The organism is Devosia sp. (genome assembly GCF_028290625.1).
Taxonomy (GTDB): domain Bacteria; phylum Pseudomonadota; class Alphaproteobacteria; order Rhizobiales; family Devosiaceae; genus Devosia.
In genome coordinates, this window is record NZ_JAQGJM010000014.1 from 131,888 (window position 1) to 156,853 (window position 24,966).

33 protein-coding genes and 1 tRNA gene are annotated in these 24,966 nt (G+C 62.5%); 16 read left to right on the forward strand and 18 right to left on the reverse strand.

Going from position 1 to position 24,966, the window contains the following annotated elements:
* Window positions 1–17: 17 nt before the first annotated feature.
* Genes JWR51_RS08210 through JWR51_RS08220 form a run of 3 tightly spaced genes read left to right on the forward strand, consistent with a single transcriptional unit; the run spans window position 18 to window position 2,324 of the window.
* Window positions 18–1,373, forward strand: coding sequence for a TCR/Tet family MFS transporter (locus tag JWR51_RS08210; RefSeq protein ID WP_299746124.1), 1,356 nt, complete (start codon window positions 18–20; stop codon window positions 1,371–1,373).
* Window positions 1,351–1,833, forward strand: coding sequence for an N-acetyltransferase (locus tag JWR51_RS08215; protein WP_299746125.1), 483 nt, complete (start codon window positions 1,351–1,353; stop codon window positions 1,831–1,833). Before JWR51_RS08210 ends, JWR51_RS08215 begins: the two co-directional genes overlap by 23 nt.
* A 2-nt stretch (window positions 1,834–1,835) precedes the next feature.
* A complete protein-coding gene (locus JWR51_RS08220; protein WP_299746126.1) occupies window positions 1,836–2,324 on the forward strand; it encodes a GNAT family N-acetyltransferase in 489 nt (162 codons plus the stop codon).
* A 6-nt stretch (window positions 2,325–2,330) separates the two neighbouring features.
* Here the strand turns inward: JWR51_RS08220 and gndA are convergent, their stop codons facing one another.
* Window positions 2,331–3,749 (reverse strand): NADP-dependent phosphogluconate dehydrogenase, encoded by a 1,419-nt coding sequence (gene gndA, locus JWR51_RS08225; protein WP_299746128.1) that lies wholly within the window; start codon window positions 3,747–3,749, stop codon window positions 2,331–2,333.
* A 197-nt stretch (window positions 3,750–3,946) separates the two neighbouring features.
* Here gndA and JWR51_RS08230 point away from each other — a divergent pair, with 197 nt between their 5' ends.
* The 3 genes from JWR51_RS08230 to JWR51_RS08240 all read left to right on the forward strand — a co-directional run bounded on the left by JWR51_RS08230 (window position 3,947) and on the right by JWR51_RS08240 (window position 5,575).
* Entirely contained in the window at window positions 3,947–4,717 is a 771-nt protein-coding gene (locus JWR51_RS08230) for a glucose 1-dehydrogenase (protein WP_299746130.1), read from the forward strand.
* 9 nt (window positions 4,718–4,726) lie between these two features.
* Complete coding sequence (locus tag JWR51_RS08235; RefSeq protein WP_299746132.1) at window positions 4,727–5,269, forward strand: gluconokinase; 543 nt, start codon at window positions 4,727–4,729, stop codon at window positions 5,267–5,269.
* Window positions 5,270–5,362: 93 nt separating this feature from the next.
* Complete coding sequence (locus tag JWR51_RS08240; protein ID WP_299746136.1) at window positions 5,363–5,575, forward strand: hypothetical protein; 213 nt, start codon at window positions 5,363–5,365, stop codon at window positions 5,573–5,575.
* A 35-nt stretch (window positions 5,576–5,610) separates the two neighbouring features.
* Here the strand turns inward: JWR51_RS08240 and JWR51_RS08245 are convergent, their stop codons facing one another.
* The 6 genes from JWR51_RS08245 to JWR51_RS08270 all read right to left on the reverse strand — a co-directional run bounded on the left by JWR51_RS08245 (window position 5,611) and on the right by JWR51_RS08270 (window position 10,775).
* A complete protein-coding gene (locus tag JWR51_RS08245) occupies window positions 5,611–6,384 on the reverse strand; it encodes a MerR family transcriptional regulator (protein WP_299746139.1) in 774 nt (257 codons plus the stop codon).
* Between the two features lie 52 nt (window positions 6,385–6,436).
* A complete protein-coding gene (locus tag JWR51_RS08250) occupies window positions 6,437–6,889 on the reverse strand; it encodes a CYTH domain-containing protein (protein WP_299746142.1) in 453 nt (150 codons plus the stop codon).
* Window positions 6,890–6,891: 2 nt separating this feature from the next.
* A complete protein-coding gene (locus JWR51_RS08255; protein ID WP_299746144.1) occupies window positions 6,892–7,773 on the reverse strand; it encodes a CHAD domain-containing protein in 882 nt (293 codons plus the stop codon).
* Between the two features lie 488 nt (window positions 7,774–8,261).
* Complete coding sequence (locus JWR51_RS08260; protein WP_299746145.1) at window positions 8,262–8,801, reverse strand: methylated-DNA--[protein]-cysteine S-methyltransferase; 540 nt, start codon at window positions 8,799–8,801, stop codon at window positions 8,262–8,264.
* Window positions 8,802–8,857: 56 nt separating this feature from the next.
* A complete protein-coding gene (locus tag JWR51_RS08265) occupies window positions 8,858–10,126 on the reverse strand; it encodes a DUF763 domain-containing protein (protein ID WP_299746146.1) in 1,269 nt (422 codons plus the stop codon).
* A 73-nt stretch (window positions 10,127–10,199) separates the two neighbouring features.
* Entirely contained in the window at window positions 10,200–10,775 is a 576-nt protein-coding gene (locus tag JWR51_RS08270) for a TetR/AcrR family transcriptional regulator (RefSeq protein ID WP_299746148.1), read from the reverse strand.
* A 66-nt stretch (window positions 10,776–10,841) separates the two neighbouring features.
* Here JWR51_RS08270 and JWR51_RS08275 point away from each other — a divergent pair, with 66 nt between their 5' ends.
* Window positions 10,842–11,369, forward strand: coding sequence for a dihydrofolate reductase family protein (locus JWR51_RS08275; protein WP_299746150.1), 528 nt, complete (start codon window positions 10,842–10,844; stop codon window positions 11,367–11,369).
* Window positions 11,370–11,422: 53 nt separating this feature from the next.
* On the opposite strand, the gene JWR51_RS08280 is transcribed toward JWR51_RS08275, so the two are convergent.
* Window positions 11,423–11,605, reverse strand: a complete 183-nt coding sequence (locus JWR51_RS08280; protein ID WP_299746153.1) for a CsbD family protein — start codon at window positions 11,603–11,605, stop codon at window positions 11,423–11,425.
* Between the two features lie 110 nt (window positions 11,606–11,715).
* Here JWR51_RS08280 and JWR51_RS08285 point away from each other — a divergent pair, with 110 nt between their 5' ends.
* Window positions 11,716–12,375, forward strand: a complete 660-nt coding sequence (locus JWR51_RS08285; RefSeq protein WP_299746156.1) for an RluA family pseudouridine synthase — start codon at window positions 11,716–11,718, stop codon at window positions 12,373–12,375.
* Here JWR51_RS08285 and JWR51_RS08290 read toward each other — a convergent pair.
* Entirely contained in the window at window positions 12,372–12,656 is a 285-nt protein-coding gene (locus tag JWR51_RS08290; protein ID WP_299746157.1) for a hypothetical protein, read from the reverse strand. The two genes, JWR51_RS08285 and JWR51_RS08290, sit on opposite strands and share 4 nt — an antisense overlap.
* 262 nt (window positions 12,657–12,918) lie before the next feature.
* On the opposite strand from JWR51_RS08290, the gene JWR51_RS08295 reads away from it, so the two are divergent.
* On the forward strand, window positions 12,919–13,722 hold the full coding sequence (locus tag JWR51_RS08295; protein WP_299746159.1) for an alpha/beta hydrolase: 804 nt from the start codon (window positions 12,919–12,921) through the stop codon (window positions 13,720–13,722).
* Here JWR51_RS08295 and JWR51_RS08300 read toward each other — a convergent pair.
* Both JWR51_RS08300 and JWR51_RS08305 read right to left on the reverse strand, forming a co-directional pair.
* The gene (locus JWR51_RS08300) at window positions 13,719–14,096 is read right to left on the reverse strand and encodes a Rid family hydrolase (protein WP_299746161.1); all 378 of its coding nucleotides are present in this window, start codon (window positions 14,094–14,096) and stop codon (window positions 13,719–13,721) included. The two genes, JWR51_RS08295 and JWR51_RS08300, sit on opposite strands and share 4 nt — an antisense overlap.
* 10 nt (window positions 14,097–14,106) lie before the next feature.
* Window positions 14,107–14,436, reverse strand: coding sequence for a hypothetical protein (locus JWR51_RS08305; protein WP_299746163.1), 330 nt, complete (start codon window positions 14,434–14,436; stop codon window positions 14,107–14,109).
* A gap of 165 nt (window positions 14,437–14,601) precedes the next feature.
* Between JWR51_RS08305 and JWR51_RS08310 the strand changes: the two genes are divergently transcribed.
* Window positions 14,602–15,291, forward strand: coding sequence for a class I SAM-dependent methyltransferase (locus JWR51_RS08310; protein ID WP_299746165.1), 690 nt, complete (start codon window positions 14,602–14,604; stop codon window positions 15,289–15,291).
* Between the two features lie 16 nt (window positions 15,292–15,307).
* Here the strand turns inward: JWR51_RS08310 and JWR51_RS08315 are convergent.
* A tRNA-Leu gene (locus JWR51_RS08315) sits at window positions 15,308–15,393 on the reverse strand.
* 520 nt (window positions 15,394–15,913) lie between these two features.
* On the opposite strand from JWR51_RS08315, the gene JWR51_RS08320 reads away from it, so the two are divergent.
* Window positions 15,914–16,531 carry a hypothetical protein gene (locus JWR51_RS08320; RefSeq protein ID WP_299746168.1) on the forward strand — a complete coding sequence of 206 codons (618 nt, stop codon included), beginning with the start codon at window positions 15,914–15,916 and terminating at the stop codon, window positions 16,529–16,531.
* Between the two features lie 130 nt (window positions 16,532–16,661).
* Here JWR51_RS08320 and JWR51_RS08325 read toward each other — a convergent pair whose 3' ends face one another.
* The 3 genes from JWR51_RS08325 to JWR51_RS08335 all read right to left on the reverse strand — a co-directional run bounded on the left by JWR51_RS08325 (window position 16,662) and on the right by JWR51_RS08335 (window position 18,482).
* Entirely contained in the window at window positions 16,662–17,036 is a 375-nt protein-coding gene (locus JWR51_RS08325) for a hypothetical protein (protein WP_299746170.1), read from the reverse strand.
* A gap of 179 nt (window positions 17,037–17,215) precedes the next feature.
* Window positions 17,216–17,656: a hypothetical protein gene (locus tag JWR51_RS08330; protein WP_299746172.1), complete on the reverse strand. Its 441-nt coding sequence runs from the start codon at window positions 17,654–17,656 to the stop codon at window positions 17,216–17,218.
* A gap of 184 nt (window positions 17,657–17,840) precedes the next feature.
* On the reverse strand, window positions 17,841–18,482 hold the full coding sequence (locus JWR51_RS08335; protein ID WP_299746174.1) for a DUF2306 domain-containing protein: 642 nt from the start codon (window positions 18,480–18,482) through the stop codon (window positions 17,841–17,843).
* A 1-nt stretch (window position 18,483) separates the two neighbouring features.
* Between JWR51_RS08335 and JWR51_RS08340 the strand changes: the two genes are divergently transcribed.
* Window positions 18,484–18,951 carry a hypothetical protein gene (locus JWR51_RS08340; RefSeq protein WP_299746176.1) on the forward strand — a complete coding sequence of 156 codons (468 nt, stop codon included), beginning with the start codon at window positions 18,484–18,486 and terminating at the stop codon, window positions 18,949–18,951.
* 208 nt (window positions 18,952–19,159) lie between these two features.
* Here JWR51_RS08340 and gpt read toward each other — a convergent pair whose 3' ends face one another.
* Together gpt and JWR51_RS08350 are read right to left on the reverse strand one after the other, a co-directional pair.
* Window positions 19,160–19,657, reverse strand: a complete 498-nt coding sequence (gene gpt, locus JWR51_RS08345; protein ID WP_299746178.1) for a xanthine phosphoribosyltransferase — start codon at window positions 19,655–19,657, stop codon at window positions 19,160–19,162.
* Between the two features lie 73 nt (window positions 19,658–19,730).
* Window positions 19,731–20,498: a molybdopterin-binding protein gene (locus JWR51_RS08350; protein ID WP_299746180.1), complete on the reverse strand. Its 768-nt coding sequence runs from the start codon at window positions 20,496–20,498 to the stop codon at window positions 19,731–19,733.
* A gap of 166 nt (window positions 20,499–20,664) precedes the next feature.
* Between JWR51_RS08350 and map the strand changes: the two genes are divergently transcribed.
* Complete coding sequence (gene map / locus JWR51_RS08355) at window positions 20,665–21,501, forward strand: type I methionyl aminopeptidase (protein WP_299746182.1); 837 nt, start codon at window positions 20,665–20,667, stop codon at window positions 21,499–21,501.
* Window positions 21,501–22,256: a DNA repair protein RadC gene (gene radC / locus JWR51_RS08360; protein WP_299746184.1), complete on the forward strand. Its 756-nt coding sequence runs from the start codon at window positions 21,501–21,503 to the stop codon at window positions 22,254–22,256. The genes map and radC overlap by 1 nt, the downstream gene beginning before the upstream one ends.
* A gap of 215 nt (window positions 22,257–22,471) precedes the next feature.
* On the opposite strand, the gene JWR51_RS08365 is transcribed toward radC, so the two are convergent.
* Window positions 22,472–23,206: a cytochrome c biogenesis protein CcdA gene (locus JWR51_RS08365; protein WP_299746186.1), complete on the reverse strand. Its 735-nt coding sequence runs from the start codon at window positions 23,204–23,206 to the stop codon at window positions 22,472–22,474.
* 206 nt (window positions 23,207–23,412) lie between these two features.
* On the opposite strand from JWR51_RS08365, the gene rpe reads away from it, so the two are divergent.
* Window positions 23,413–24,093 carry a ribulose-phosphate 3-epimerase gene (gene rpe / locus JWR51_RS08370; protein ID WP_299746211.1) on the forward strand — a complete coding sequence of 227 codons (681 nt, stop codon included), beginning with the start codon at window positions 23,413–23,415 and terminating at the stop codon, window positions 24,091–24,093.
* A gap of 30 nt (window positions 24,094–24,123) precedes the next feature.
* A partial coding sequence (locus JWR51_RS08375) for a lyase family protein (RefSeq protein WP_299746213.1) occupies window positions 24,124–24,966 on the forward strand: 843 nt, incomplete at its 3' end.

Genomic DNA, 24,966 nt, shown 5'->3' on the forward strand with positions numbered 1-24,966 from the left:
AGGGTAGCGACCACTCTATGCAAGCCGCGACACGCTCACGACTGACCCTCGCCTGTATCCTCGTCACAATTCTCCTCGACATGATCGGCGTCGGCATCATCGTGCCGGTCCTGCCCGAATTGCTGGAAGAGTTGACCGGCGGCGGCGTGGCCCAGGCTGCGGTCATCGGCGGCTATCTGGTGTTTGCCTATGCCTTCATGCAATTCGTGTTTTCGCCTGTGCTTGGCAACCTTTCCGACCGCTTCGGCCGCCGCCCGGTGCTGCTCTGCTCGCTGGCCGGCCTGACTTTCGATTACCTGATGATGAGCATAGCGCCCGTCGTCTGGTACCTGTTCGTCAGCCGCATCATCGCCGGCATCGCGGGCGCCGCCGTCGCCACCGCCACGGCCTATATGGCCGATATCACCCCGCCCCATAAGCGCACTCACCGCTTCGGCCTGATCGGCGCCGCCTTCGGGCTCGGCTTCATCATCGGCCCGGTCATCGGCGGCGAATTGGGCGAACTGGGACCCCGAGCGCCATTTTTTGCCGCCGCCGGCTTGGCCTTCGCCAATCTGCTGTTCGGCCTGTTCGTGCTGCCCGAAAGCCTGCCTAGGGCCAATCGGCGCAAGTTCGACATTCGCCGCGCCAATCCCTTCGGCGCCGTGGTCGCACTGCGCAAATATCCCATCGTGCTGTGGCTGCTGGGCGTGCTGTTCGCCTTCTCGCTGGCCGCCCAGGCGCTACCCTCCGTGTTCAGCTATTTCACCGTCGAGGTGTTCCACTTCACCTCCTCCAATATCGGCCGCTCGCTTGGCGCCTTCGGCGTCGGCTTCGCCATCTGCCAGGCCTTCCTTGTCGGCCCGTTCGTCAAGCGGCTCGGCGAAACGCCGGTCGTCATCCTGGGCTTGCTGGCTGCGGTCACCGCCTTCGCCGGCGTCGCCTTCACCAGCGAGGTTTACTACCTCTACCTTTTCATCATGATCGGGGCCGTCAGCGGCCTTGCGGCTCCCGCCATCAATGGCGTGCTGTCGCGCCAGGTGCCCGACAATACCCAGGGCGAACTGCAGGGCGCGGTGAACGCCGCCAATTCGCTGGCCACCATTATCGGCCCGCTCGCCGCCACCCAGATTTTTTCCTACTTCACCAACGCACCCGCCTCGCCGGGCTATTTCCCCGGCGCCCCTTTTGTCGCGGCAGCCGCTTCGGTGGTCCTGGCCTTGGTGATCTTTGTGGTTGCGGCCTTCAAGTTCGATCTGGCGCATCGCCCCAGCATCGCCAACAAGCCGATGCGCCCGGATATGAGCCCACCAGGCCAGATCGATATCCCCTTCCCCGACGAAGACGGCGATGGCATCCCGGATGACCCCAATGCAAATTCGCCCCGCCGCTGAGGCCGATCACGCCGCCATCCTCGCCATCGTCGCGCCAGTCCTGCGCGCTGGCGAAACCTATGCGATTGCAAACGACCTCACTGACGCGCAAACCCTCGCCTACTGGTTCGCGCCCAGTCACGAAGTCTTCGTCGCCGAGGACGACGGCGTCATTCTTGGCACCTACTATCTGATGGCCAACCAGGCCGGTGGCGGTGCCCACGTCGCCAATTGCGGCTACATGACTGCGCCAGCCGCTCAGGGCAAAGGCGTGGCCCGTGCCATGTGCGAGCACTCGCTGCTGCGCGCCGCCGAACGCGGCTTCCGCGCCATGCAGTTCAACCACGTCGTCTCCACCAATACCCGCGCCGTGGCCCTCTGGCAAAAGCTGGGCTTCGACATCGTCGGCACATTGCCCGGCGCGTTCAGCCACCCGTCCCACGGCTATGTGGACAGCTACGTGATGTACAAAACGCTTTGACCATGCCGTTCCAAACCAATCGTTGCCGGTTAGCCATGCTAACGCAGAACGATTTTGCCCTGTTTGCGGCTCTGAATCGTGACGCCGAGGTAAGGCAGTTTTTGGGCGGAACGCATGGCCTGGATAGCATGAAGCGCGATTTTGCTGCGCTCCTGGCCGACAGCGCGGTTGCGGCCTACGTGGCGACACTACTGGAAAATCAGGATCCGATTGCAATAGTGCTTTTCGGGCCCCACCACGATGGCAGGGACACCGAAGTATCGTACCTCTTGCTGCCGGAATACCGGGGCCGAGGCCTTGCCGCCGAAATTGTCGCTGCCGCAATCGCCCGCTGCTTTGAGATTCATCCGGAACTCGACAGGATCGTCGCCGAAACACAGGCCGCGAACCAGCGGTCCTGTGCCATGCTCTTGCGAATAGGCATGACGCCTGTTCAAAGACTGATCCGATTTGGCGCAGATCAAGTGATCTACGCCAAATCGCGCATCTAGCAGACCTTACTTGCCCAGGGTGCTCGGCCAGGTGCCGTGCAGGTCACCACCGCGGCCCACGATCTCAAAACCATGCGCACCGAAGAAATCGCGCTGCCCCTGGATCAGGTTCGCGGTGCCCTGTGCTTGGCGGAAGCTGTCGAAATAGCTCAGTGCCGCCGACAGGCAAATCATCGGGAATTCCCCGACCGCCGCCGCCGCCACGACCTTGCGCAGGGACGGATGGCTGTCCTTCATCAACGTCACGAAGTCCGGCACCACCAGCAGATTGGTATTGCCGCCCTTGGAATAGGCTGCCGCCATCTGATCGAGGAAGCGCGAGCGGATAATGCAGCCGGCGCGCCAGATCTTGGCGATGGTCGACAACGGCAGGTTCCAGCCGTTCTCGTCCGATGCCTTGGCGATCACCGCAAAGCCCTGCGCATAGCTGACGATCTTGCCAGCCAGCAGCGCCTTTTCGAGGTCCGCCAGCGTGATGTTGGCCTTGGTCGCATTGCGCTTGCCATAGATGGCCTCGGCCGCCACGCGTTCGTCCTTACGCGAGGAGATCGAGCGAGCCGCCACCGCGCCCTCGATCGCCGTTGCTGGCACGCCCATCTGCTGGGCCGCGATCGCCGACCACACGCCGGTACCCTTCTGGCCCGCCTTGTCGAGGATCAGCTCGACCAGCGGCTTGCCCGATTCGCTATCGACCGCAGCCAGCACATGGCCGGTAATCTCGATCAGATAGGAATTGAGGGGCCCCTTGTTCCATTCCTTGAACACGTCCGACGCCTGCTTGGGGCTCATCCCCAGACCATCGCGCATCACGCCATAAACTTCGGCGATCATCTGCATGTCGCCATATTCGATGCCGTTGTGGATGGTCTTGACGAAGTGGCCCGCGCCGCCCTCGCCCAGGTAAGCGCAGCAGCTTTCGCCATTGAACTGCGCCGCGATCGCGGTCAGCACCGGCTCGGCATTGTGCCACTGCTCCTTGGAGCCGCCCACCATGATCGATGGCCCGTGCCGCGCGCCCTCTTCGCCGCCCGAAACGCCGACGCCGAGATAGCCAATGCCCTTGGGCTTGAGGTAGTCGAAGCGGCGTTGTGTGTCAGTGAAAAGGGAGTTTCCGCACTCGATGATCGCGTCGCCCTGTTCCAGATGCGGCAGCAGGTGTTCGATCATTTCATCGACCGGTGCGCCGGCTTTGACCATGATGATGATCGAGCGCGGGCGTTTCACCGCCGCAACAAACTCGGCCAGGTCCGCCTTGGGGATCACCTTGCCGTCGAGACCCTGCTCCTTGGCCATCGCCACGAATTCGTCGATGCGTCCCGCGCTGCGGTTATGCACTGCGACAGTGTAGCCCTTTTCGGCAATATTCAGCGCCAGGTTCGAGCCCATGACCGCAAGGCCAATAAGGCCGATATCCGCTGTCGACATCCGTAAGTCCTTCCGAGAAATCTAATGCGTCAAGTCGCCGCATGCTACTGTCGTCGCGGGCGCACATGACCACAAACCGCGGCTAGACGGAAGTCGTATAAGCATGCTTTTTGAGCATGACGGCCTCTTGTATGGCAGATTGTATTGCCGGATCACCCCGCCTTGGAATACGGTCGCGCCGATTGCCGGAGGACCCCATGGCCAAGCTTTCTCAGTTCGACTTGACGGGCAAGCGCGCCCTGGTCACCGGCTCCAGCCGCGGGCTAGGTTTTGCCATCGCCGCGGCCCTCGCCGATGCCGGCGCCTCCATCATTTTGAACGCCCGCGACAACGTCGCTTTAGGCGCCGCGGCCAGCGAACTGGCTGCGACCGGCGCCCGCGTCAAGGCCGTCGCCTTCGACGTCACCAGCCGCGACAGCGTCAACGACGCTATCGCCTATTGTGAAGATGAAATCGGCCCCATCGATATCCTGGTCAACAATGCGGGCATGCAGTTCCGCAGTGCACTCGAAGCCTTTCCGCCGGAAAAATTCGACCAGCTCATCACCACCAATGTCACCTCGGTGTTCAATGTCGGCCAGGCCGTCGCCCGCCACATGATCAGCCGCGGCGCCGGCAAGATCATCAACATTTGCTCGCTGATGTCCGAGCTCGCCCGCCCCTCGATCGCCCCTTACGCCGCCAGCAAAGCTGCCGTCGCCAACCTGACACGCGGTATGGCGGTCGATTGGGCCAAGCACGGTCTCAACGTCAACGGCATCGCCCCCGGCTATTTTGCCACCGAACTGAACGAAGCCCTGACCAAGGACGAAAAGTTCAACGCCTGGATTGAAACCCGCACCCCCATGGGCCGCTGGGGCGAGCCGCACGAACTGGGCGGCGCCGCCATTTTCCTCGCCTCCGACGCGGCCAAATTCGTCAACGGCCACATCCTCTATGTCGATGGCGCGTTCACCGCGACGGTGTAGGAGGCATCAATGAGCTTGATCCCCGCCCGCATCATCATCGTCATGGGCGTCAGCTCGTCGGGAAAATCCACGGTGGGCCAGTCGATTGCCCGCCGCCTGCACGTGCCCTTCCTCGACGGCGACGGCTATCACCCGCCCGCCAATGTCGAGAAAATGCGCGCCGGCACTCCCCTGACCGACGAGGACCGCTGGCCCTGGCTGGAACGCCTGGCTCTGGCCCTGCACGAAGCCGCCGACAAGAAGGGCGCCGCCGTCGGCGCCTGCTCCGCCCTGCGCCAAAGCTACCGCGAGTATCTGACGAACAAAGCCGGCGAACCGATTCTATTCGTTCATCTCTCCGGCACGCGCGAAGTCATCGCCGAGCGCATGGCCCGCCGCCATCACGAATACATGCCGACCAGCCTGCTCGACAGCCAGTTCGCCACCCTTGAGCCGCCCAACCCCGCCACGGAGAATGTCCTCGTCCTGCCGGTGACCGATCCAGTCGAGAAACTCACCGTCTCGGTGGTCAAGGAACTCGACCACCTCAAGACCTTCAAGCGCTGGCAATAGCGCTCCTGAACGCGCCGTTCACGATTGGTTAGGCCGATCGGCGCTTACTATTGGTATGGCCGGCAAGACCCGGCCGCCAATCGAGGATGTGACATGAGCAAGCTCTCTCGCACGATCCCGACCGATGCCCGCTCCGGCCGCCCCGCGGCGCCGAACCTGCCGGCCTGGATGATTGCCGATCTCAAACCTGCCGAAGCTGAACGCCTGGCCCCTCAGCCGCTTACGCTCGAACTGCCAATGACGCGCCCGTGGTCCGATGACCCAGTCGATGGCGAATCCGAAGGCATGCTGACCCTCGACTTGTAGGCGGAGGCGCGCCGCTTCGGACGCGCCCCCATCGGTCAGTCTTGCCGCTGAGCCCAGCTTCGCATCGCGCTGGCCAGGTAATCGGTGAAGCCGGCCTCGATCTGCTCGTAGCGGGCGACGAAATCAGGATGGCCGAGATAGATCTCAGTCAGGCCCAGATAGGCCTCCGGCGTCACCGTCCGCCCCCATCGGCCGCCGACCCACTGCGCGTGCCGTTCGATCAGCGGCTCCAACTGCGCCGCCTGCGGCGGCACACCGAGCCGCATCGCCTCGGCCAATCCCTGCTCGATCTCGCGCAATTCGGCCATCTCGGCCTCGCTGTCGTGCCTGGCCAATCCGGCCAGCCGCTTCTTCTCGGCCGCGATGCTCTCACGCGCCCCCTCGCCAAAGCGCTGCTCCAGCCAGGCGTGATATTCCGCCTGCTTTTTCGGCGACACCACGCCGCTGTACAAATCCGCGTCTTTCATCTCGCGATCTCCTTGCAATCGGGCGATCGTGCGGTCGATCGTCCTGACCATGCCGGCAAACCGCTCCGCCTGCTCGGCCAGCCGCTCGCGCTGCTGCTGCAGCGTCTTGAGCCGGTCGAATCCCGGGGCATCGAGCAGCGCGCCGATTTCCCCCAAAGGAATGTCGAGCTCCCGATGAATGAGGATCTGCTGCAGCCGCAGCAACTCCTCGTCCCCGTAATAGCGATAGCGATTGTCGCCGGTGAACGCGGGCTTCAGAAGGCCAATCTCATCATAATGATGCAACGCCCGCACCGAGATGCCGGCCAGTTGCGCCAATTGATTGACCGTATAGGTTTTCATCCGTCCACGTCTCCGCATGGACATTGCGATACGCTCTGACGTCGCGTCAGGGTCAAGCGCCCGCCAGGCTCGAATTGTAATAGCGCGGGTCGCCTGTCACGTCCTCGCCCACCCAGTCAGGCAGGTCGACCTTGGCGTCCTCGCTTTCCATCTCGATTTCGGCCAGCACCAGCCCCGCATTCCGGCCCTCGAACACGTCGACCTCCCAGTCACGCCCGCCATAGGGCACCCCATATCGCCGCTTCTCGAGCACCTGCCCGCCCGCATGCGCCAGCAATTCGCGGCCATCGGCCAGCGGCACCTCGTATTCATATTCGTCGCGCGACAGCGCCGTCCCGCCCGCCTTGATGGTCAGCACCGCCCGCGCGTCGTCGAAAATTCTGATCCGCACGGTCACTCCGCCCCCGCGCGTCAGATAGCCCTGCACAATCCCCTCGCTGCCGCTGGCGGCGGCCCGCCAGGCGTCCGAATGCACGAGGAATTTCCGTTCGATTTCCTTGGCCATCGCTATACGCCCTCCAGCGTCCAATAGCGCTGCAGGCGTTCGGTCAACGCGCCCGGCTTCTCCGCCGCGATCTGCCGGCCCAGCGCGAAGGCCTGCTCCTGCAGGTTATGCTGCCGCTCGTTCGCCAGCTCGATAATCGAATTCAGCGCCGCCGATGCGCCGGCGACCCGGCCACTGAGTACATCGACCAGCACAGCCAGATCGTGATGCTGGCCCAACAGATCGGCGAGTTCCGCCAATAGTTTGCTACGCCCATCGAGCATGTCGGGCGCGTGGCGGCGCAGCAGCAGCATATGGTGACGATGATATTTGGCCTGCTTGCGCCACGCATGCAGTGTCTCCGGCAAGCCATCCTTCGCCGCCTCGCGCATGCTTTGCCGCATACGCCGATACGTGTCCTCCACGCCGCCCGCGATCGCCCCGAACTTCTTGCGCTTCAGCGTCCAGCCGCCCACCCGCTCGCGCATCGCCAGCACGGCCTCGCAGAACTCACGCAGCAAGGCCTGCTCGTCGATATGCAGCGTCAGCCCCCGGCTGCGTTCGGTCAGCATATTGCGCAATTGCTGCAGTTCGTCGGCATCTTGCCTCTTCGCCACGAGGCCATCAAATGTCGCTACCATCACCGCCGCATCGCGCGCATGCGATAGCTGCGAAGCCGCACTCGCGACCGCGCCGTCCTCAGCCTTGAACGCCTTCAACTGTGGCCGCACGATCCGCAACAGGCCGCGCAAATTCTTGCAGCGCCGGCGCAACTGATGCACCGTGTCGTCGAATTCCGCCTGCGACGCCGATGCCTCAAGCAGCGCCTTGTCGATCTGCTCGATGGCGATCCGGCGCAGGCCGCGCTCGACATTGCCATCGTCCGTCTCGAAGGCAAACGACATCCGACCTCTCCGTGTCAGAATCAACAAGGGCAAACCTTCACCCCGATGATCGGTTGCAGCCCCCACGCACTAACGCAAGCCGCCAAAAGGACCTACCGACCATTTCGCCAACGCGCCTGCGACAACCAGGAGCAGCACCAAGCGGCATTCAAATCTGTCGTCGCCCTACCACCGCCGCCGCCTCCCTTGCGCGGCTGCCGGGCGGCGCATGGAGACAAATCACTTCGGCAAGCGATTTAAGCAAGGAGGCCATCGGAGCTACGCTCAAATGGCGATTGAGGCCGAAGGGTTCTGAAGGTCCAGCGCACGCTCACCAATTTGGGTTTCGAAGCGAGCAAAACCCTACTCCAGCCCTCGCCGCTCGATCGTCCGGCACGCAAATCGCTCCACTGGAGTGGCTTGCCTCCTCCGGTTGCTTCGGCTCCATCAAAGGGCAGAGAGCCAACCGGAGCCCTCCCACACCCGCAAACCCGAATGTCGATCGCACCCTAAAACGCGAAGGACTGCTGCCCGGTATCCGGCGGCCCGACCTGCACACCCTCCAGCGCCAACATGCGCAGCTTGGATGCCGCGCCGCCCGGTGCCGAAAACCCGCCCGGCTTGCCGTCGCTGGCCAGCACCCGATGGCAGGGAATGATCAGCGGGATGCGATTGGCGCCCATCGCCTGGCCCACCGCCCGCGACAGGCTCACATCGCCCAGTTGCCGCGCCAGCGCGCCGTAGGTTGTCGTTTCGCCATAGCCGATCTGCACCAGCAATTCATAAGCCCGGCGATGAAACTCCGGCAGTCCCTCGAGATCGAGCGGCACACCCGAAAAATCCACTGCGACACCGCGCGCATAGTCGCGCACCATCGCCATCACGCCCTGGATCGCCGCCGGCGGCTCGGCCACTTCCGCCCCATGCCGCAGCAGCCGCGCCTCCACTGTCTCGCCCGACAGCCCCGGCAAATGCGCCCGCGCAATGCCTGCCTCGGTCCAGCCAAGGCCGAACACGCCAAGCTCGGTTTCAAAAACACAGATCTGCATTCGTCCGGCTTACCCTCCTTCGCCCGCCCCGGACAACCCGATATTGACGCGCCGAACTAGCGCACCCCTTCGTGCATCGCCGCCGCAAGATCCTCCGGCGGTGGCTCCTCGCCGAATACGCTCCGCCCGCCATAGCCATGCGAGCGCCAGCGCTCCTGCGCGATGAACGACTCCACCGACGGTCCCTTTGCGTAAGGCTCCATCAGCCGCGACTGATCATCCAGCCGCTTCATCGCGTCCAGCGCCTCGCTCTGGCCGAGTTTAGCCTTCTGCACCGCCGATTTCAGGATGCCGATGGTTTCGTCATAGACCTTGATCGGCACCGGGAACGGATGCCGGTCCTTGCCACCATGGGCGAAGGAAAACCGCGCCGGATCGCTGAACCGGCAGGGCGCGCCATGCACCACCTCGGCCACCATGGCCAGCGCCTCGACAGTCCGTGCGCCAACGCCCGGCACCATCAGCAGCTCCGCGAAATCCTTCGGCCCCCGATCCGCCGCCGCCGCCAATGCCCCATGCAGCCGCCGCGTGATCACATCCTTGGGCCGCACATCGTGATGCGCCGGCATCACCAGATAGGGCAGCGCCATCTGCGCCAGCTCCTCGACCGCGGCCTGCGGGGTCATCTTGCCAAGCTCGCGCGCAATCCCGTCAGGGCCCAGCGACGCCAGCAGATCAAGCTGCCCCACGCGCGACGCGTCCGCCCGCCGATCCGTCAGGTTGACGATATTGCCCTGGCCCTTGCCTTCGATGGCCGCATGCGGCGCATTGACGAAACTGGTCAGCCCTTCCGAATGCCAGTGATAGCGCCGCGCCACTCGGCTATCGCCATTCATGCCCTGCTGCACCACTACCCATTTGCCGTCATCAGTGACGATGAAACTATGCAGATAGAGGTCGAACCCATCCTGCACCGCCGCGCTATCGACCTTGGCTACCAGCCGGCTGGCCTGCCCCAGCGCCACGCCATCCAGCCCCACCTTTTCGCCGACCCGCAGCAATTCCGCCGGCGTCTGCCGCGAATGCTTGCCGCGCCCGCCACAGACATGGATGCCCAATTCCCCCGCCAGCGGCGTCAGCCCGCGCTTCAACGCCCCGATGACACTGGTGGTAATGCCCGAGGAGTGCCAATCCATCCCCATCACAGCGCCGAACGACTGGAACCAGAACGGATGCGCTAGCCGCGCCAAAAGTTCGTCGCGGCCATATTCCAGCACGATGGCTTCGCTGATGATGGTGCCGAGCTTGGTCATCCGGTCGGCCAGCCATTTCGGCACCAGCCCATTATGCAGCGGCAGATCGGCACTTCCCGCCCGTTGTCCCACGTCATCCTCGCGGCAGTTCCAGCTATGGAAAAGCTACGCCGATGCTACACCAAATGCAAACAAAACAAGAACATCATTTATTAGCCCTGGGCTTCAGAACCACCGCGCACCAATCGCGCAATTCTTCCGCGATCACCACAGCCGGATCGCCACGCCGCGAAAACGCCCACCAGATTTGCGCGCCTTGCCATTGGCTGGCCATCAGCCGGCCCAGCCGCATCTGGTCCACCCAGTCCTGCGTCAGCCGCCTGCCCAGCGCCAGCGCCAGCACTTCGCCCCACGCCGTGCCCCGCGCCCGCAATACCGGATCGCGCATGTCCTCGCGCAGGATCAGCAGCCCCTCGGCATAATCGGTCTCGCCCGTCCCGGTCGGAAACATGCGCACCAGCATGGCGATGGCGCCCTCGACGGTCACCCGCTCCTCCCGGTCCGCCGTCGCGGTTAGCGCATCCAGCCCATCCCAGGCCCGCAACAACGCCGCCCGCAAAAACGCCTCCTTGCTGGGATAGCGCTGAACCAGCGTCGCCGGCGCCAGCCCCACCGCCTTACCGACCGCAGCAAAGGTCAGCGCCTCCGGACCCTCGCGATGCATCAACGCCATGGCAGCATCAAGGATCGCTTCATCGGTCACCGTTCTTGGCCGCGCCATGCAAAGTCCATTTGTAAACGAACGTTCATTTATATATCTTGACCACCTTACCAAAGGAGATCCCCAATGGCTAGAATCCTCGGATATATTGCCACCAGCCTCGACGGCTTCATCGCTACCACCGATGAAAGCCTCGATTGGCTAACCCAGCAGCCGGAGCTCGATCTGGGCGAGCATGACTACCGCCAATTCATCAACCGCGTCCAAACCGTGGTTATGGGTCGGGGCACCTATGACTGGATCGCCCGTTACGACGGCGCCTGGGAATATGCAGGCAAACGCGTCATCGTCGTCACCTCGCGCCCAATCAAAAATCCCAAGGGCCCGCTCGAAACCCGCTCCGACGTCGACGCCCTGATCGCCGAACTGCGCGCGCTCGAAGACGGTGACGTCTGGATGCTCGGCGGCGGCAAGCTACAAATGGAATTCATGAGGCGCGGCGCGCTGGACGAAATCGAAATCTACGTGATCTCGGAGATCATCGGTGGCGGCATTCCTCTGTTCCCCGCCACTGGCGCGCGCCTCAGCCCAAAACTGATCTCCGCCCAGGCCATCGGCTCGGTTTGCGCCCGCCTGCATTATCGCTTCGGCTGAGCCAAACAAAAAGCCGCCCCGAAGGGCGGCCTCTTTTCTCGATCTGCGATCGACTAATGCTTGAGCGCGTCGCGTGTGCGATCCTTGGCCTCGCCGACCTTCTGCTGGATCTTGCCGGCAGCTTTGTCGATCTTGCCTTCGGCCTGCAGGCGTTCATTGCCGGTCAGGCCGCCAACCGCGTCCTTGACTGCGCCTTTGACCTGCTTGCCGGCGCCTTTAACTTCGTCCTTGTGCATCGCAAAACTCCTTTGCCTGTGCTGCACCATCAACGGGCCACCACGACGGACGTTGCATTACAAATTGGCCACCTGCCCCAAACCTGCTAACAGGCGCCATGCCCGGTCCCATGCCCACATTGCTCGATTATTTTCCGCCCCTCGAGCCCTATCTCAATCTCATCTACGGCGATGACGACCTGCTGGTGTTCGACAAGCCCAGCGGCCTGCTCAGCGTGCCCGGCAAGGACCCATCGCTCTGGGACAGCATTCGCCACCGCGCCCGCCAGAAGTGGGCGACCGCCGAAATGGTGCATCGCCTCGACAAGGACACTTCCGGCATCATCCTGATGGCGCTCAATAAGCGCGCCCATGGAAAGCTCGGCGCCCAGTTCGAAAATCGCCTGACGCAAAAGAGCTACATCGCCCGCGTCTGGGGCAATGTCGAGGCCGACGAGGGCCTGGTCGATCTTCCCCTCGCCACCGATTGGGACAACAAGCCCCGCCAGAAGGTCGACTACGAGACCGGCCGTGCCGCCCAGACGCAATGGAGCGTCATGGAGCGCGAAGGCAATGCCACGCGCCTCCGCCTCATCCCCCTCACCGGCCGCACGCATCAGCTCAGGGTTCACATGAAGGCCATCGGCCATGTGATTCTGGGCGATGCGTTTTACGCCGATCCCGAGGCCTTCGCGGCCGCTGACCGATTGCAGTTGCACGCCGCCGAACTCAGCTTCACCCACCCGACGACGGGCGAACTCTGCCACTTCACGGCGCCGGTGCCGTTTTAAGACTCCCCCAAATACCCCACCTCGATCCGATGAAAATACTCCCCGGCCTTCATCGTATCGAGCCACTTGCGAAACCCCGCCACATCGGCAAATCCTGCCCGCTTCGCATCGGTCTCGCTGACGTCATCGGGCGACATCTCGTCCATCGCCTTGATGGCCAATAGCCCCACCTTGGTCTTGAGCGTTCCGCCCGGCTTGACGCTCGGCCGGCTCCAGCGCCGGAAGACTACGTCGACTTTCCCCGCCTTGATCTCTTCCAAAAGTTCGCGTTTCAGCAGCATCAGCCTGGCCCCGGATCAATTTCCCGCACCATGCCGCCGCCCGAAACGCGACACAACCGCCGATCCGGTTTTCCACCGCCGCGGCGCTGTTCAACTTGCCTTTCTCTCCGCTCTCGCAGAGGCCTATACTGGCCTGCGTCCATACCGCCAGGATATCGCCCATGAGCCTGTTAGCCGCCCTACGGATGCCGCGTGACCTCTTGCTGCATGCCGCCCTCACCGGCGACCTCGGGGAAGCCAAATACATCGCGACGGCATTCTGATGACTGAGATCGATCTGTTCCGCACGCGCAATTTCGTGCCCGATTTCGAACGCTACAGGACCGAATACGCCAGCCGCAGCCTCGCCACCCGCGCGACGCTGCGCTCGCAGATCAACGTCGCCTATGGCGATGCCCCCACCGAGCGCCTGGACCTGTTCTTCCCCGAAACTCAGTCCGGCCCCGCCCCCGTGCACATCTTCATCCATGGCGGCTATTGGCGCATGTTCGCCAAGGAGGATTATTCCTTCATCGCCGACCCCGTCACTGCCGCCGGCGGCATCGCCGCGATCATCGACTACTCCCTGATGCCCGCCGTGCGCATGGTCACCATCATCGACCAGATCCGCCGCGCCACAACCTGGATCGCCGACAATGCCGACGATTTCGGCGGCGACGCGACCCGCCTCACCATGTCCGGCCACTCCGCCGGCGCCCATCTCTGCTGCTTCCTGCTCAACCCACAGTCAGCGCCAATCAAAGCCGCCCTGCTCGTCAGCGGCGTCTATGATCTCAAGCCCCTGCAAACATCATTCCTGCAAGCCGAAATCGGGCTCACCGATACCGAAGTCGCCCGCTATTCGCCCCTGCATCTCGGCCTGACAACAACGACACACACCGCCATCCTCGTTGGCGAAGCCGAGACCGCGCCATTCCACGCTCAGGCAGCCGCACTGGCGCAGCGTCTGAACGCTGGCCCGGTCACAACCCTGCCCGGCGCCAATCACATGAGCATCGTGCTCGAATTGGGAACCCCGGACACATTGGCGAGCGAGGCTCTCACTCGCCTGATCCGCGAAAATTAGCCCAGTACCGCCGTCGCCAGCATTTCCACCCGCAAGCCGCTGGCCAAAAGTTCCTTGACCACCACCGTCGCCCGCACAGGATAAGGCGGCTTGAAGAATTCGGCATAAACCGCGTTCATCCCCTTCGCATCCGCCTTGTCGATCAAAAACACCTGCACCTGCACGATATTGGCCAGCGTTCCGCCCGCCGCCCGAATGGCAATATCGAGGTTCTGAACCGTCCGCCGCGTCTGCACACCGATATCGCCGTCAACGATATCGCCCGTCACCGGGTCCTCCGCGATCGCCACCAGCCAAACCTGCTTGCCGGCTCGAATGGCGTCGTTCACCGGCGACGACGATGGCGCAATTCCCGTTTCGATCCGCTCGATCATGCCGCGCTCCTCAGACATAGCCCAGCGCCGCAAACTGCTGCTGGAACCAGAAATACCCCGCCGCCGTCAACGCCGCCGCAACAATGAACAGCACCCATCCAACGACGGTGAAATTCTTGTGGTCCGCCGTCCGGTATTCCAGCCGCGACCCGGCGACGAGAAAGCCCAAGCCGAACACCACGCACAGCGGCACCAGCACGAACGCCTTGAGCTGATAGCTCACCTCCGGCGCCCCGCTTTGCGCTTCCTGCAACGGCCCCAACAGGAAAAACCACGCTACGCCCAGCCCCACCGCCAGCAGCACCGCGCCACCCAGCCGATATTTAAGCTCTTGCGCCATCATCCAAATCCCCAACAGCCCTGCCACGGTCATGGCACGCCGCGCTTTGCCCGGTCAATCGCCGCGACCAACGCCTGTTCCAACGCAACGGCCATCGACGCCCGACCCGATTCCGCCCTAAATCGCGCCATGCCTTTTGGCAGATATGGCAAGCCGGAACCCATCATGGCCGATCTGAACGTTTCCTCCGCCCCCGCCTTCAATCGCGACGCCGCCGGCTACGACGCCATCCGCCGCGGCCTCATCCCCTGCTTCGACATGTTCTACGGCACCGCGCTCGACCTGATCGACGAGTGGCAACCGCCGCAAACCCTGCGCGTGCTCGATCTGGGCGCCGGCACCGGCCTGTTCTCCGCCATGGTCCTCACCCGCCACCCCCACGCCCAAATCCACCTCGTCGATGCCTCCGACAAGATGCTGGACCAGGCCCGCCAGCGCTTCGCCCACAATCCGGCCATCACCTACGGCATTGCCGACATGGCCAGTGCCGATCTCGCCGGCCCCTGGGACCTGATCATCTCCGCCCTCGCGATCCACCATCTCGCCGACGACGACAAACGCGGCCTCTTCGCCCGCATCCGCGCCGCCCTGCGTCCCGGCGGCCTGTTCGTCAACGCCGAGCAAGTCATCGCCCGCGATCCCGTCACCCAGAACCGCTACGCCCGTATCTGGCTCGACCAGATCAAAGCCGCCGGAGTCCCCGAAGCCGAAATCGCCAAGGCCCATGAGCGCATGTCCCATGACCGCTGCGCCTCCGTCGAAGACCAACTCCTCTGGATGCGCGCCGCCGGCCTCAGCCAGGTCGACTGCACGTTCAAAGCCTGGCGGTTCGCGGTGCTGAGTGGGCGGGCCTGACGCACAGGCCGAAATCTGGTGCGGGCGGCGGGACTCGAACCCGCACGGGGATACCCCCTCAGGATTTTAAGTCCTGTGTGTCTACCATTCCACCACGCCCGCAGCGCAGTGGCGCTTAGCATGCCTCCCGTCGCCTGCCAACGTCTTCGGCGGTTCGGACAGCAGAACGCGCCGCCCGGCCTTGCGGCGTCGCGGAGACACGGTGTAAAGCGGCTTTCGCCCCGAGGGCTTGCGCCCCAATTGGTTAGTTGAAGAGGCGAAAGCCGCTTCACACGATCTGGGTTTCCCGCGCGCACATCGAGCGGCCGCCCTTTCGGGTTGGACGATTACGTCCGGCCGGTTGTCAGCATCACGCTCGTGCCTGGGCGACCCCATGCAGCCAGCTCCCCGCCCAGCACTTCGTCGGTGCCACGTGAGCGGCGGGAATGGGGGTATGATAATCGGGGAGCAAGGTGCGGGGATAAGTTCTCAGCAAAGAGAGCCGAATGCCTCCACCCGCTCCAGCCATGACCTGACCACGCCCCCTGCATTCAATCGAGCCGCTCGCAATAGGTCCGTTTCCGACCCCACGTTGGTCATCCATCGACTTTCTGGGTCCAACTGATAGCGAACTATCGTCTCAGTGGGCGACATCATAAGCTTGGGGCGCTCCGGCCACGGTCTTGCCGATTGCGTTCTTGCCATGGCTTCCCTTGGCTTCCAGAGTCAGTCCACATCAATTCAGGGGCCAGGAATGAGTGCTCGTTTAACGACAGCCATTAGGATTGGAGACACAGCAAGGGCGGTATTGCGAAAGACTCAGAGCTTTCCCGACCGAGAGTTGGCGGAGCGTGAAGCCTGGCGCGACATGAGAGATATGGGCGTTGAACCGATGCTTCTGGCGCTTTCGATGGAGTTGGCACTCAAAGCCTGGTTCGTTTTTGACTTCGATGATCCGAAAGTCGCCAAATCACACGACCTCGCTAAGCTGTTTGACAAGCTTAAGCCCGAAAGTCAGGAGAAGCTCGACGCCGAGTTTAAGAGATCCGTAGCCCCGTACTATCCCAGCGGCTTTTACAGCGACTACAGCATTCGTCACGTGCTGTATCAGCACAAAGATGCGTTTACCGATTGGCGCTATATCCATGAGCCTAAATCGACGATGTTCGATCGAGGCGCTTTCGAGGCAACACTGGAAATGGTGCTCACAGAGTTCGAGAAAAGGTACCGAACTGAGTGGGTACAGCCGATTTTGTCATAATGCGCTCGTCCGCTACCGACCCCATTTCGGCCATTTGAGAGGTCGGCAGGGGAAGACTGAAAGCGCACCTGCGATAGCGAGTTTTTCGAGATCAGCGGGGCTAGCAGATCCACTACCCTTCAAGCGAGTGCTAACCCCCAGTCCCGTCATCCATAAAATTGCCTGTTATTGCCTGATAGGCGCTGGTGCAACTATCCCATCGGGGACAGGACTCCACGACATTTATCGGCACGAAAACAAGCGTCCCGGTGACGAGAATTTGTAGTAACAGACCAGCCGGGCGCAGGCACTTGGCAACCACCCCGATCAACAGGAAGTACGCGCCTTGGGCTACAACGAGCCAAGCCAAGACCTCCTGAAGTTGTCTGGTTGCGGTGTCATATGGCGATATGTAGCCATCTGGAAAACCGAGCATCGAGAGACCGGTGAAGAGCATGAAGGCCAGCAAGAGGGAAAGCAGACCCCACGTCACGGAGGTTAGGCGCAGTAGAAGAATCGAAGACATGGGCATTCCAATCCGGGTGAAGCTTCCCGCCTAGATTGGTTCGGTTGAACGGCGGATGAATGTTACTTCCACTGTAAACCCGGGGCGCTGCTTCGTATCGGACCTGCGCAAAGTTGTTTTCGACCCCATATCGGCCGGAACAACGAATGAGGTTGCTAACCAAAAGCGGACATTGGAAGTTACTGTCCGGTCAACACTGCTTGCTCGATCTTACCGTCCATCAAACGGGCAAGGGACCGAGCAAATCTCTCAATGTCCGGATAGTTCGTCAGGAACGATATTCGGGCGCGGTCGCCGTTATGTTGGAGTTCGCCAATTTCTACTGTCACAAGTAGATCGCCAGTCGAATTAGCGGGCTTTATCTGCACTGCCAATGCGAGGTTGTCACCCTCCTGATCCATGACGCCCCATTTGCCGCCCAAGGGGGCCTCGAGCTGTATGGGAAATGTCGCAAGGCTCTGCCCGAACTCGACTACGTCTTGCCATTGAACCCAGAAGGAGCCGCAGCCAGAGAACCGCTCTGTCGTTACCGACATCGTCAGATATCCAAAGTCGTCGGGAGCAGCGTCCTTGTCGAAGAAGCTGGGATCATGCCTGTATCTGAAAATGAGTTCGCTCATGCGAGCACGATGGTCCGGGCGCTGCATCAGTGCAAGGAGCGTGACGAAGAAACCTCGCCGTGAGATGATTTATGGTGCCGATGGTCCCTAGCCCTGCGTCGGCCCAGGCAGGATGCCAGAACCGGACAGTCCGCAATCCACCCCATCAAGGACATTTGCGGAGGAGCGCCCTTCTCCTCGATAGTCATGCGGATAGGCGGCGAGGTGCACAAAGATGCAGCCAAATTGCCATCCCGATAAGCGGCAAGCCCCAAGCTATCCAAGCATCAAGCGCATAAAACGCCTCAAAATATTTTGACGCGCCAAACACTTTCCACAAGCCAAGATAAACCCGAAAGAACAGCGCCCCCGATGTAACCGCCGCCAACATCAACATACAGGCGCGGTGAGAAGCAACACGCCCACACCTGATATTCCAAATGCCTAGGCCCAGCAGCACTATCCATGTGATGCCCTGGGCCACAAACCCCGCCGCCGAAATGCTCGTCACCGGCATTATCACGGCAACTGGGATAGCGGTGATACCAGCGATAAGAATGTCTATCGCCGCGATGCGCCCCAATAAACGGTGCCATCTCGTGCCGCGCAAATACAAAACCACCGGCACCAGCAATAGCGCCAACCCGCCTGTCACCATGTGAACGGGAAAAATAATCGGCAGGAGCTCTAGTTTTACCGCCAGTGCTTCGGGAAAGCCCTCATTGTCGAAACTCTCAAAAATTCCGCGTACCGCAACATACATGACAAAAACACCGAGAGGCGCTAGCATTAGCCATCGCCAAACGGCCACAATCCGCGGGCTAACTTTATCCAAATCGGAGTTCATGATGGCTCATCGCATCCACATTATTAGAGCCCTTACCGTCGGCTTAGCCCTCTGCTTGAGCGGAAACTTGGCACATGCAGCAACAACCGACCAATATTATGGCCGCTGGACTGTCAGCGATAAAAAGCCCGCTTATTCATCCAAAGGCATTCTCTATAAGACAATCGATTTTTCCCCGTGTGGCCAAGATCTATGCGGCGTTTCTGTTGCCGACGATAATTCGTGCGGTAAAGTTCTCTTTCGATTTTTAACCACCGATACGGCCGATGAAGAGCTAATTGGCCATGGCAGGTGGGGAAAGGCCAAGAAGAAACTGGAACTTGGTCTTGTCACGACCGAAAATGAGACGCCCTATCTGTATCTGGCCCTGGGGTCCGACGATATGGACTTAAGCGGCCGTGAGGGCAGCATTCCCACTTTCCAAGCCGATTATAAGCGGCAGGGGGAAGTCGCCTGCACAACAGAATAGCATCTGGAACGTACACCACGTGGGCCTGCGTGGTGAAATGGGAGCCGCTTGGCAAACTGTGCTCGCAAAGCCGACGGCCCGCTGCCCGCCCGTTCTAGACGTGGCGAGCAGCGCACTAACGAATCCCAGGAATCTAGCCGTCCCCGTGGGCGACAGAGAGCGTGAACGGAAGCGTTCACGCTTTCGGCGTGGGATTAGTTTCCGAACCCTAGTCGGTGCCGCCACCGATCGGGGCCGCGTACGCCACGTCCAAATCCCACGGGAAGAAAATCCAGGTGTCCTGGCTGACTTCGGTGATGAATGTATCCACCAGCTCGCGCCCCATCGGCTTGGCATAGACCGTGGCAAAATGGGCGCCCGGCAGCATTTCGCGCACGGCACGGGCCGTCGAGCCGGTGTCGACGAGATCGTCCACGATCAGGATCTTGCCGCCCTTTTTGGCGAGGTCGAGGATCGGCTGGCTGATCGGCTTGAGCACCTGAATGCCGCTTTGGCTCTGATGGTCGTAGCTTTTGACCGCCACGGTTTCGACGGTGCGGATATTGAGTTCGCGCGCCACGATGGCTGCCGGCACCAGCCCGCCGCGGGCAATCGCCACCACGGCATCGAACGAGCCCATCCCCGTCAGCCGCCATGCCAAGGCCCGGCTATCGCGGTGGAACTGGTCCCAGCTGACCGGAAACGACTTCTGGTTCGGATTGTTCACGCTCGTGTCTCCTGCAGTCGCCCCCACCGGCGAAGAACGGCTCATAGCAAACTCAACGCCCGCCGCCAAATGCTTACTCTTCGGGCGGTGCAATCCCCGCCTTTTCATGCGCTGCCGCCACCATGGCGCGCACTTTCCCGGCCGCTTCCTCCAGCCGCACCGCATCGGACGAGCGCAGCACCAGCTCGGTCATCAGGCGGCCTTTGCCCATCTGCGGATAGCTGCCCATCTTCACGTCCGGATACTGGTTCTGCAATTCGCCCAGCGGCCCGCCGACCGTGCCCTCGCCCACCGCCGCCTTGACGGTGATCGACAATACTTTCTTGCCGCCCTGCAATGTCGGCGCCAGCGCCTCCAGCATGGCACGCATGATCACCGGCACCCCGGCCATCACATGCACATTGCCGATCCGGAAACCCGGCGCCGCGCTCACCGAATTGACGATCAGGTCCGCGCCCTCGGGAATGCGCGCCATGCGCAGCCGCGCCTCGTTGACCTCGGTGCCGGTCTCTTTCCAGCGCGCCTCCAGCATGGCCCGCGCCTGCGCATTGATCGGCAGCGCCACGCCGAACGCCTTGGCGATGGCGTCGGCGGTGATGTCGTCATGCGTCGGCCCGATGCCGCCGGTGGTGAACACATAGGTATAGCGCTCGCGCAGCGCGTTGACCGCCGCGATGATGTCGTCGGTCTCGTCCGACACCACCCGCACTTCCTTGAGCTCGATCCCCAGATCGGTGCAGAAATCGGCCGTCGCACCGATGTTCACGTCCTTGGTGCGCCCGGACAGGATTTCATCGCCGATAACGAGCAGGCCCGCGGTAACCGATGGGGAGGAGGTCATGATGTTGCCGTTTTGAGGAGGTGCCCAATGGATGCCCGCGCCAACCCGCGCCGTCAAGCAAGGCACGCCGATTTTAGAGCCTGCATTCAAGGACATGTGCCTGCCCAGGCTCTTTCAATCGCCGCGCGCAGCGATTACCTTTGGCTTTGCCGCTCCGGAGTCTGCCATGATCACCTATGTCGAAGCCCCCGCCAAAGCCCGCCGCACCGCCGGCGTCATCCCGCTGCATGGCGAGGAAGGCTTTGCCGGCATGCGCAAGGCTGGCGCACTGACCGCATTGGCGCTCGACGTGCTGACCCCCTTCGTCGAGCCCGGCGTGCCCACCGCCACCATCGACAAGATTGCCTATGAATTCGCCCGCGATCACGGCGCCGTCCCGGCGACGGTGTTCTACAAGGGCTACCGCCACTCGCTCTGCACGTCGATCAACCACGTCGTCTGCCACGGCATTCCAGACGATCGCCCGCTGCGCGAAGGCGACATCGTCAATATCGACCTGACCCTGGTGGTCGATGGCTGGCATGGCGACAGCAGCCGCATGTATCCGGTCGGCGAAATCACCCGCAAGGCCGAGCGGCTGATCGAAGTCACCTATGAAAGCCTCGCGGCCGGCCTTGCCGCCGCCGTTCCCGGCAACACCACCGGCGATATCGGCGCCGCCATCCAGACCTATGCGGAGGGCGAACGCACCAGCGTGGTCCGCGATTTCGTTGGCCATGGCGTGGGCAAGCTGTTCCACGACGAGCCCAATATCATGCATTTCGGCACCCCCGGCACCGGCGTGCCGCTCCGCCCCGGCATGATCTTCACCATCGAGCCGATGATCAATCTGGGCCGGCCGCACGTCAAAATCCTCTCCGACGGCTGGACCGCCGTGACCCGCGACCGCACGCTCTCGGCCCAGTGCGAGCATTCCATCGGCATCACCGAAACCGGCCACGAGGTTTTCACCCTGTCGCCGGGGGGCATTTTCAACCCGATGCAGCCGGCGAAAGCCGCCTGATGGCGCCCGGTCCGGAGACGCCGCCGGGCAGCCTGGGCGAGAGCCCCTTCAATCCCATTTCCGATGTATCCCCCAAGCCGGAGGTCGACAATGCCGGCCACCGGCAGCGCGTGCGCGAGCGCTTCCTCAAGCTGGGCGGCGACGCTTTCGAGGATTATGAACTGCTGGAGCTGGCGCTTCAGCTGGTCGTGCCGCGCCGTGATACCAAGAAGCTCGCCAAGGCCCTGCTCAAGGAATTCGGCTCGTTCTCCGGCGTCTTCTCCGCCGCCCCCGAGCGCCTGGCCAAGATCGATGGCCTGGGCGATACGTCGGTGGCGCACATCAAGGTGATCCAGTCTGTCGCCGTCCGTTTCGGCCGCGACCGCATCAAACTGGAAAAGCCGCTGCTGTCGTCCTGGTCCGAACTGATCGACTACTGCCGCGCCCAGATGGCCTACGAGAGCATCGAGCAGTTCCGCATTCTCTTCCTCGACAAGAAGAACCGCCTGATTGCCGACGAGGTGCAACAGACCGGCACCGTCGACCATACCCCGGTTTACCCCCGCGAAGTCATCAAGCGGGCGTTAGAACATTCCGCCACGGCCTTGATCCTGGTGCACAATCACCCCTCCGGTGACCCTGCCCCGTCCTCGGCCGACGTGCGCATGACCCGCGAAATTACGGACATCGCCAAGCCCCTTGGCATCACGCTGCACGATCACATCATCATCGGCAAATCTGGGCATGCGTCATTGCGGGGGCTAAAGCTGCTTTAGGACGTTCGGCCGGCAGCTTGCCCCTGCCACCGTTTTGGTTCTGGCTTCAGCTTTAGCTTGATCCAACCCCACCCACCGACCTTCCCGCGGGCTTGACCCGCGGGCCACTATCAGCACGGCACAAGCGGCCAATGGCCCGCGGGTCAAGCCCGCGGGAAGACCGGTGGTATGGAAAGCGACGGGGGAAAACTGGCAGCTCGCTGTTGCCAGCACTCCTACCCAAAACTCTGGAGCACCGGAAACGTCTCCTGAAACCAGTACGACATCCGGCTGAAATTGCCCGTGAGGAACAACAGTCCGGCCACCACCAGCAGCGCGCCCATCACGCGCTCGACGGTCCGCAAATGCCGCTTGAAGGTGTTGAAGAACGTCAGGAATGGTCCGATGGCGATGCCGGCCAGAAAGAACGGCACGCCCAGCCCCAGCGAATAGACCCCCAGCAGCGACGCGCCTTCCAGCGCGGTGTTCTTGCTCGCTGCCACCGACAAAACCGCCGCCAGCACCGGCCCGATGCACGGCGTCCAGCCGATGGCGAAAGCGAGCCCCAGCAGGAACCCGCCCAGTGGCCCGCTAGCCACGCCCGGCCCATTATGCCGAATCTGCCGGTCCAGCAGCGCAATCCGGAACACGCCGAGAAAATGCAGACCCATCGCGATGATCATCAGCCCGGCAATCGGCGTCAGGATTGGCAGCAACTGCCGGAACGCCTGCCCGAACGCCGTCGCCGTCGCGCCTAGCGTCACGAACACCACGCCGAAACCCAAAATGAAGAACAGCGAAGTGACCATCACCTTGCGCTGCAACGCGCCGGCGCTCGCGCCTTCGGTACGCAATTGGTCGAAGCTCGCCCCGCTCATATAGGTCAGATATGGCGGCACCAGCGGCAGCACGCAGGGGCTGAGAAAACTCAACACCCCGGCCCCGAACACGGTAATCAGCGAAAACTCCAACGCGACGCTCCCCGCAATTGCCCGCCCTATGTATCCCCTGCCACCCACAAAGCAATGCGCGCTCCCGTCGCATCGCCGGTTTGTGAAGCCTTCGCCGCTCAAGCCGGTTAGCCGCCTTCCAGTTGCGAATGCACACACTTGGCGTTATGGCAGGGGCAGCGAAGGCCCGGTCCGCCCGGTGCCCATTTCCCGCCAGTGAGGGCCCGATGACCACAAGACCGATCCGCATCGCCCCCTCGATCCTGTCTGCCGATTTCTCCCGCCTGGGCGAGGAAGTGCGGGCGCTCGACGCTGCCGGCGCCGATTATTTCCACGTCGATATCATGGACGGCCATTTCGTCCCCAATATCAGCTTCGGCCCCATGGTCATGCAGTCGATCCGCAAGCTGACCACCAAGGTCTTCGACGTCCACCTGATGATCGCCCCGGTTGATCCCTATATCGCCGCCTTCGCCAAGGCCGGCGCCGATAGCATCACCGTCCATGCCGAGGCCGGTCCGCATTTGCAGCGCTCCCTCCAGGCCATCAAGGCCGAGGGCAAGCGCGCTGGCGTCGCCATCAATCCGGCCACGCCGCTTTCGGCGGTCGAGCACATCCTCGACGATATCGATCTGCTGCTCGTCATGAGCATCAATCCCGGCTTTGGTGGCCAGACCTTCATTCCCCACGCCATGGAAAAAATCCGCCAGGCCAATGCGCTGATCGGCAGCCGCCCCATCGATCTCGAAGTTGATGGCGGCGTCAGCGCCGACAATGCCGGCGCCCTCGCCGCCGCTGGCATCAATATCTTCGTCGCTGGCACCGCCATTCTGGGCGGCAACGACGTCTCCACCTATGCCACCCGCATCGTCGCTATCCGCACTGCCGCCTCGACTGTCACCGCCTGACTCAAATTCTGAACCACAAGGCCTAAGCCCATGATTCCGCGCTATTCCCGCCCCGAAATGGTGGCCATCTGGTCGGCTGAAACCCGCTTCGCCATCTGGTTCGAGATCGAGGCCCACGCCACCACCAAGCTGGCCGAGCTGGGCGTTGTCCCTACCGAGTCCGCCCAGAAAATCTGGGACGTGATGAACGCCCGCAAGGCCGAGTTCGGCGATTATCACTTCGATGTCGCGCGCATCGACGAGATCGAGCGCACCACCAAACACGACGTCATCGCCTTCCTCACGCACTTGTCCGAAATCGTCGGCCCCGAAGCCCGCTTCGTGCACCAGGGCATGACCTCGTCCGACGTGCTCGATACCACGTTGTCGGTCCAGCTCGCCCGCGCCGCCGACCTGATGTTGGCCGATATCGATGCCCTGCTCGCCGCGCTCAAGCGCCGCGCCTTCGAGCACAAGAACACCATCACCATCGGCCGCAGCCACGGCATCCACGCCGAGCCGACGACCTTCGGCGTCAAGCTGGCCGAGGCCTATGCCGAGTTCGCTCGCGCCCGCACCCGGCTGGTCAATGCCCGCGCCGAAATCGCCACCGCCGCCATTTCCGGCGCCATCGGCAGCTTTGCCAACATCGATCCGTCGGTTGAGGAATACGTCGCTGAAAAGCTGGGCCTCGCGGTAGAGCCGGTCTCGACCCAGGTTATCCCGCGCGATCGCCACGCCATGTTCTTCGCCACCCTCGGCGTCATCGCCTCCTCGGTCGAGCGCCTCGCCACCGAAGTCCGCCACCTACAGCGCACCGAAGTGCTGGAAGTGGAGGAATTCTTCTCGCCTGGCCAGAAGGGTTCGTCGGCCATGCCGCACAAGCGCAATCCG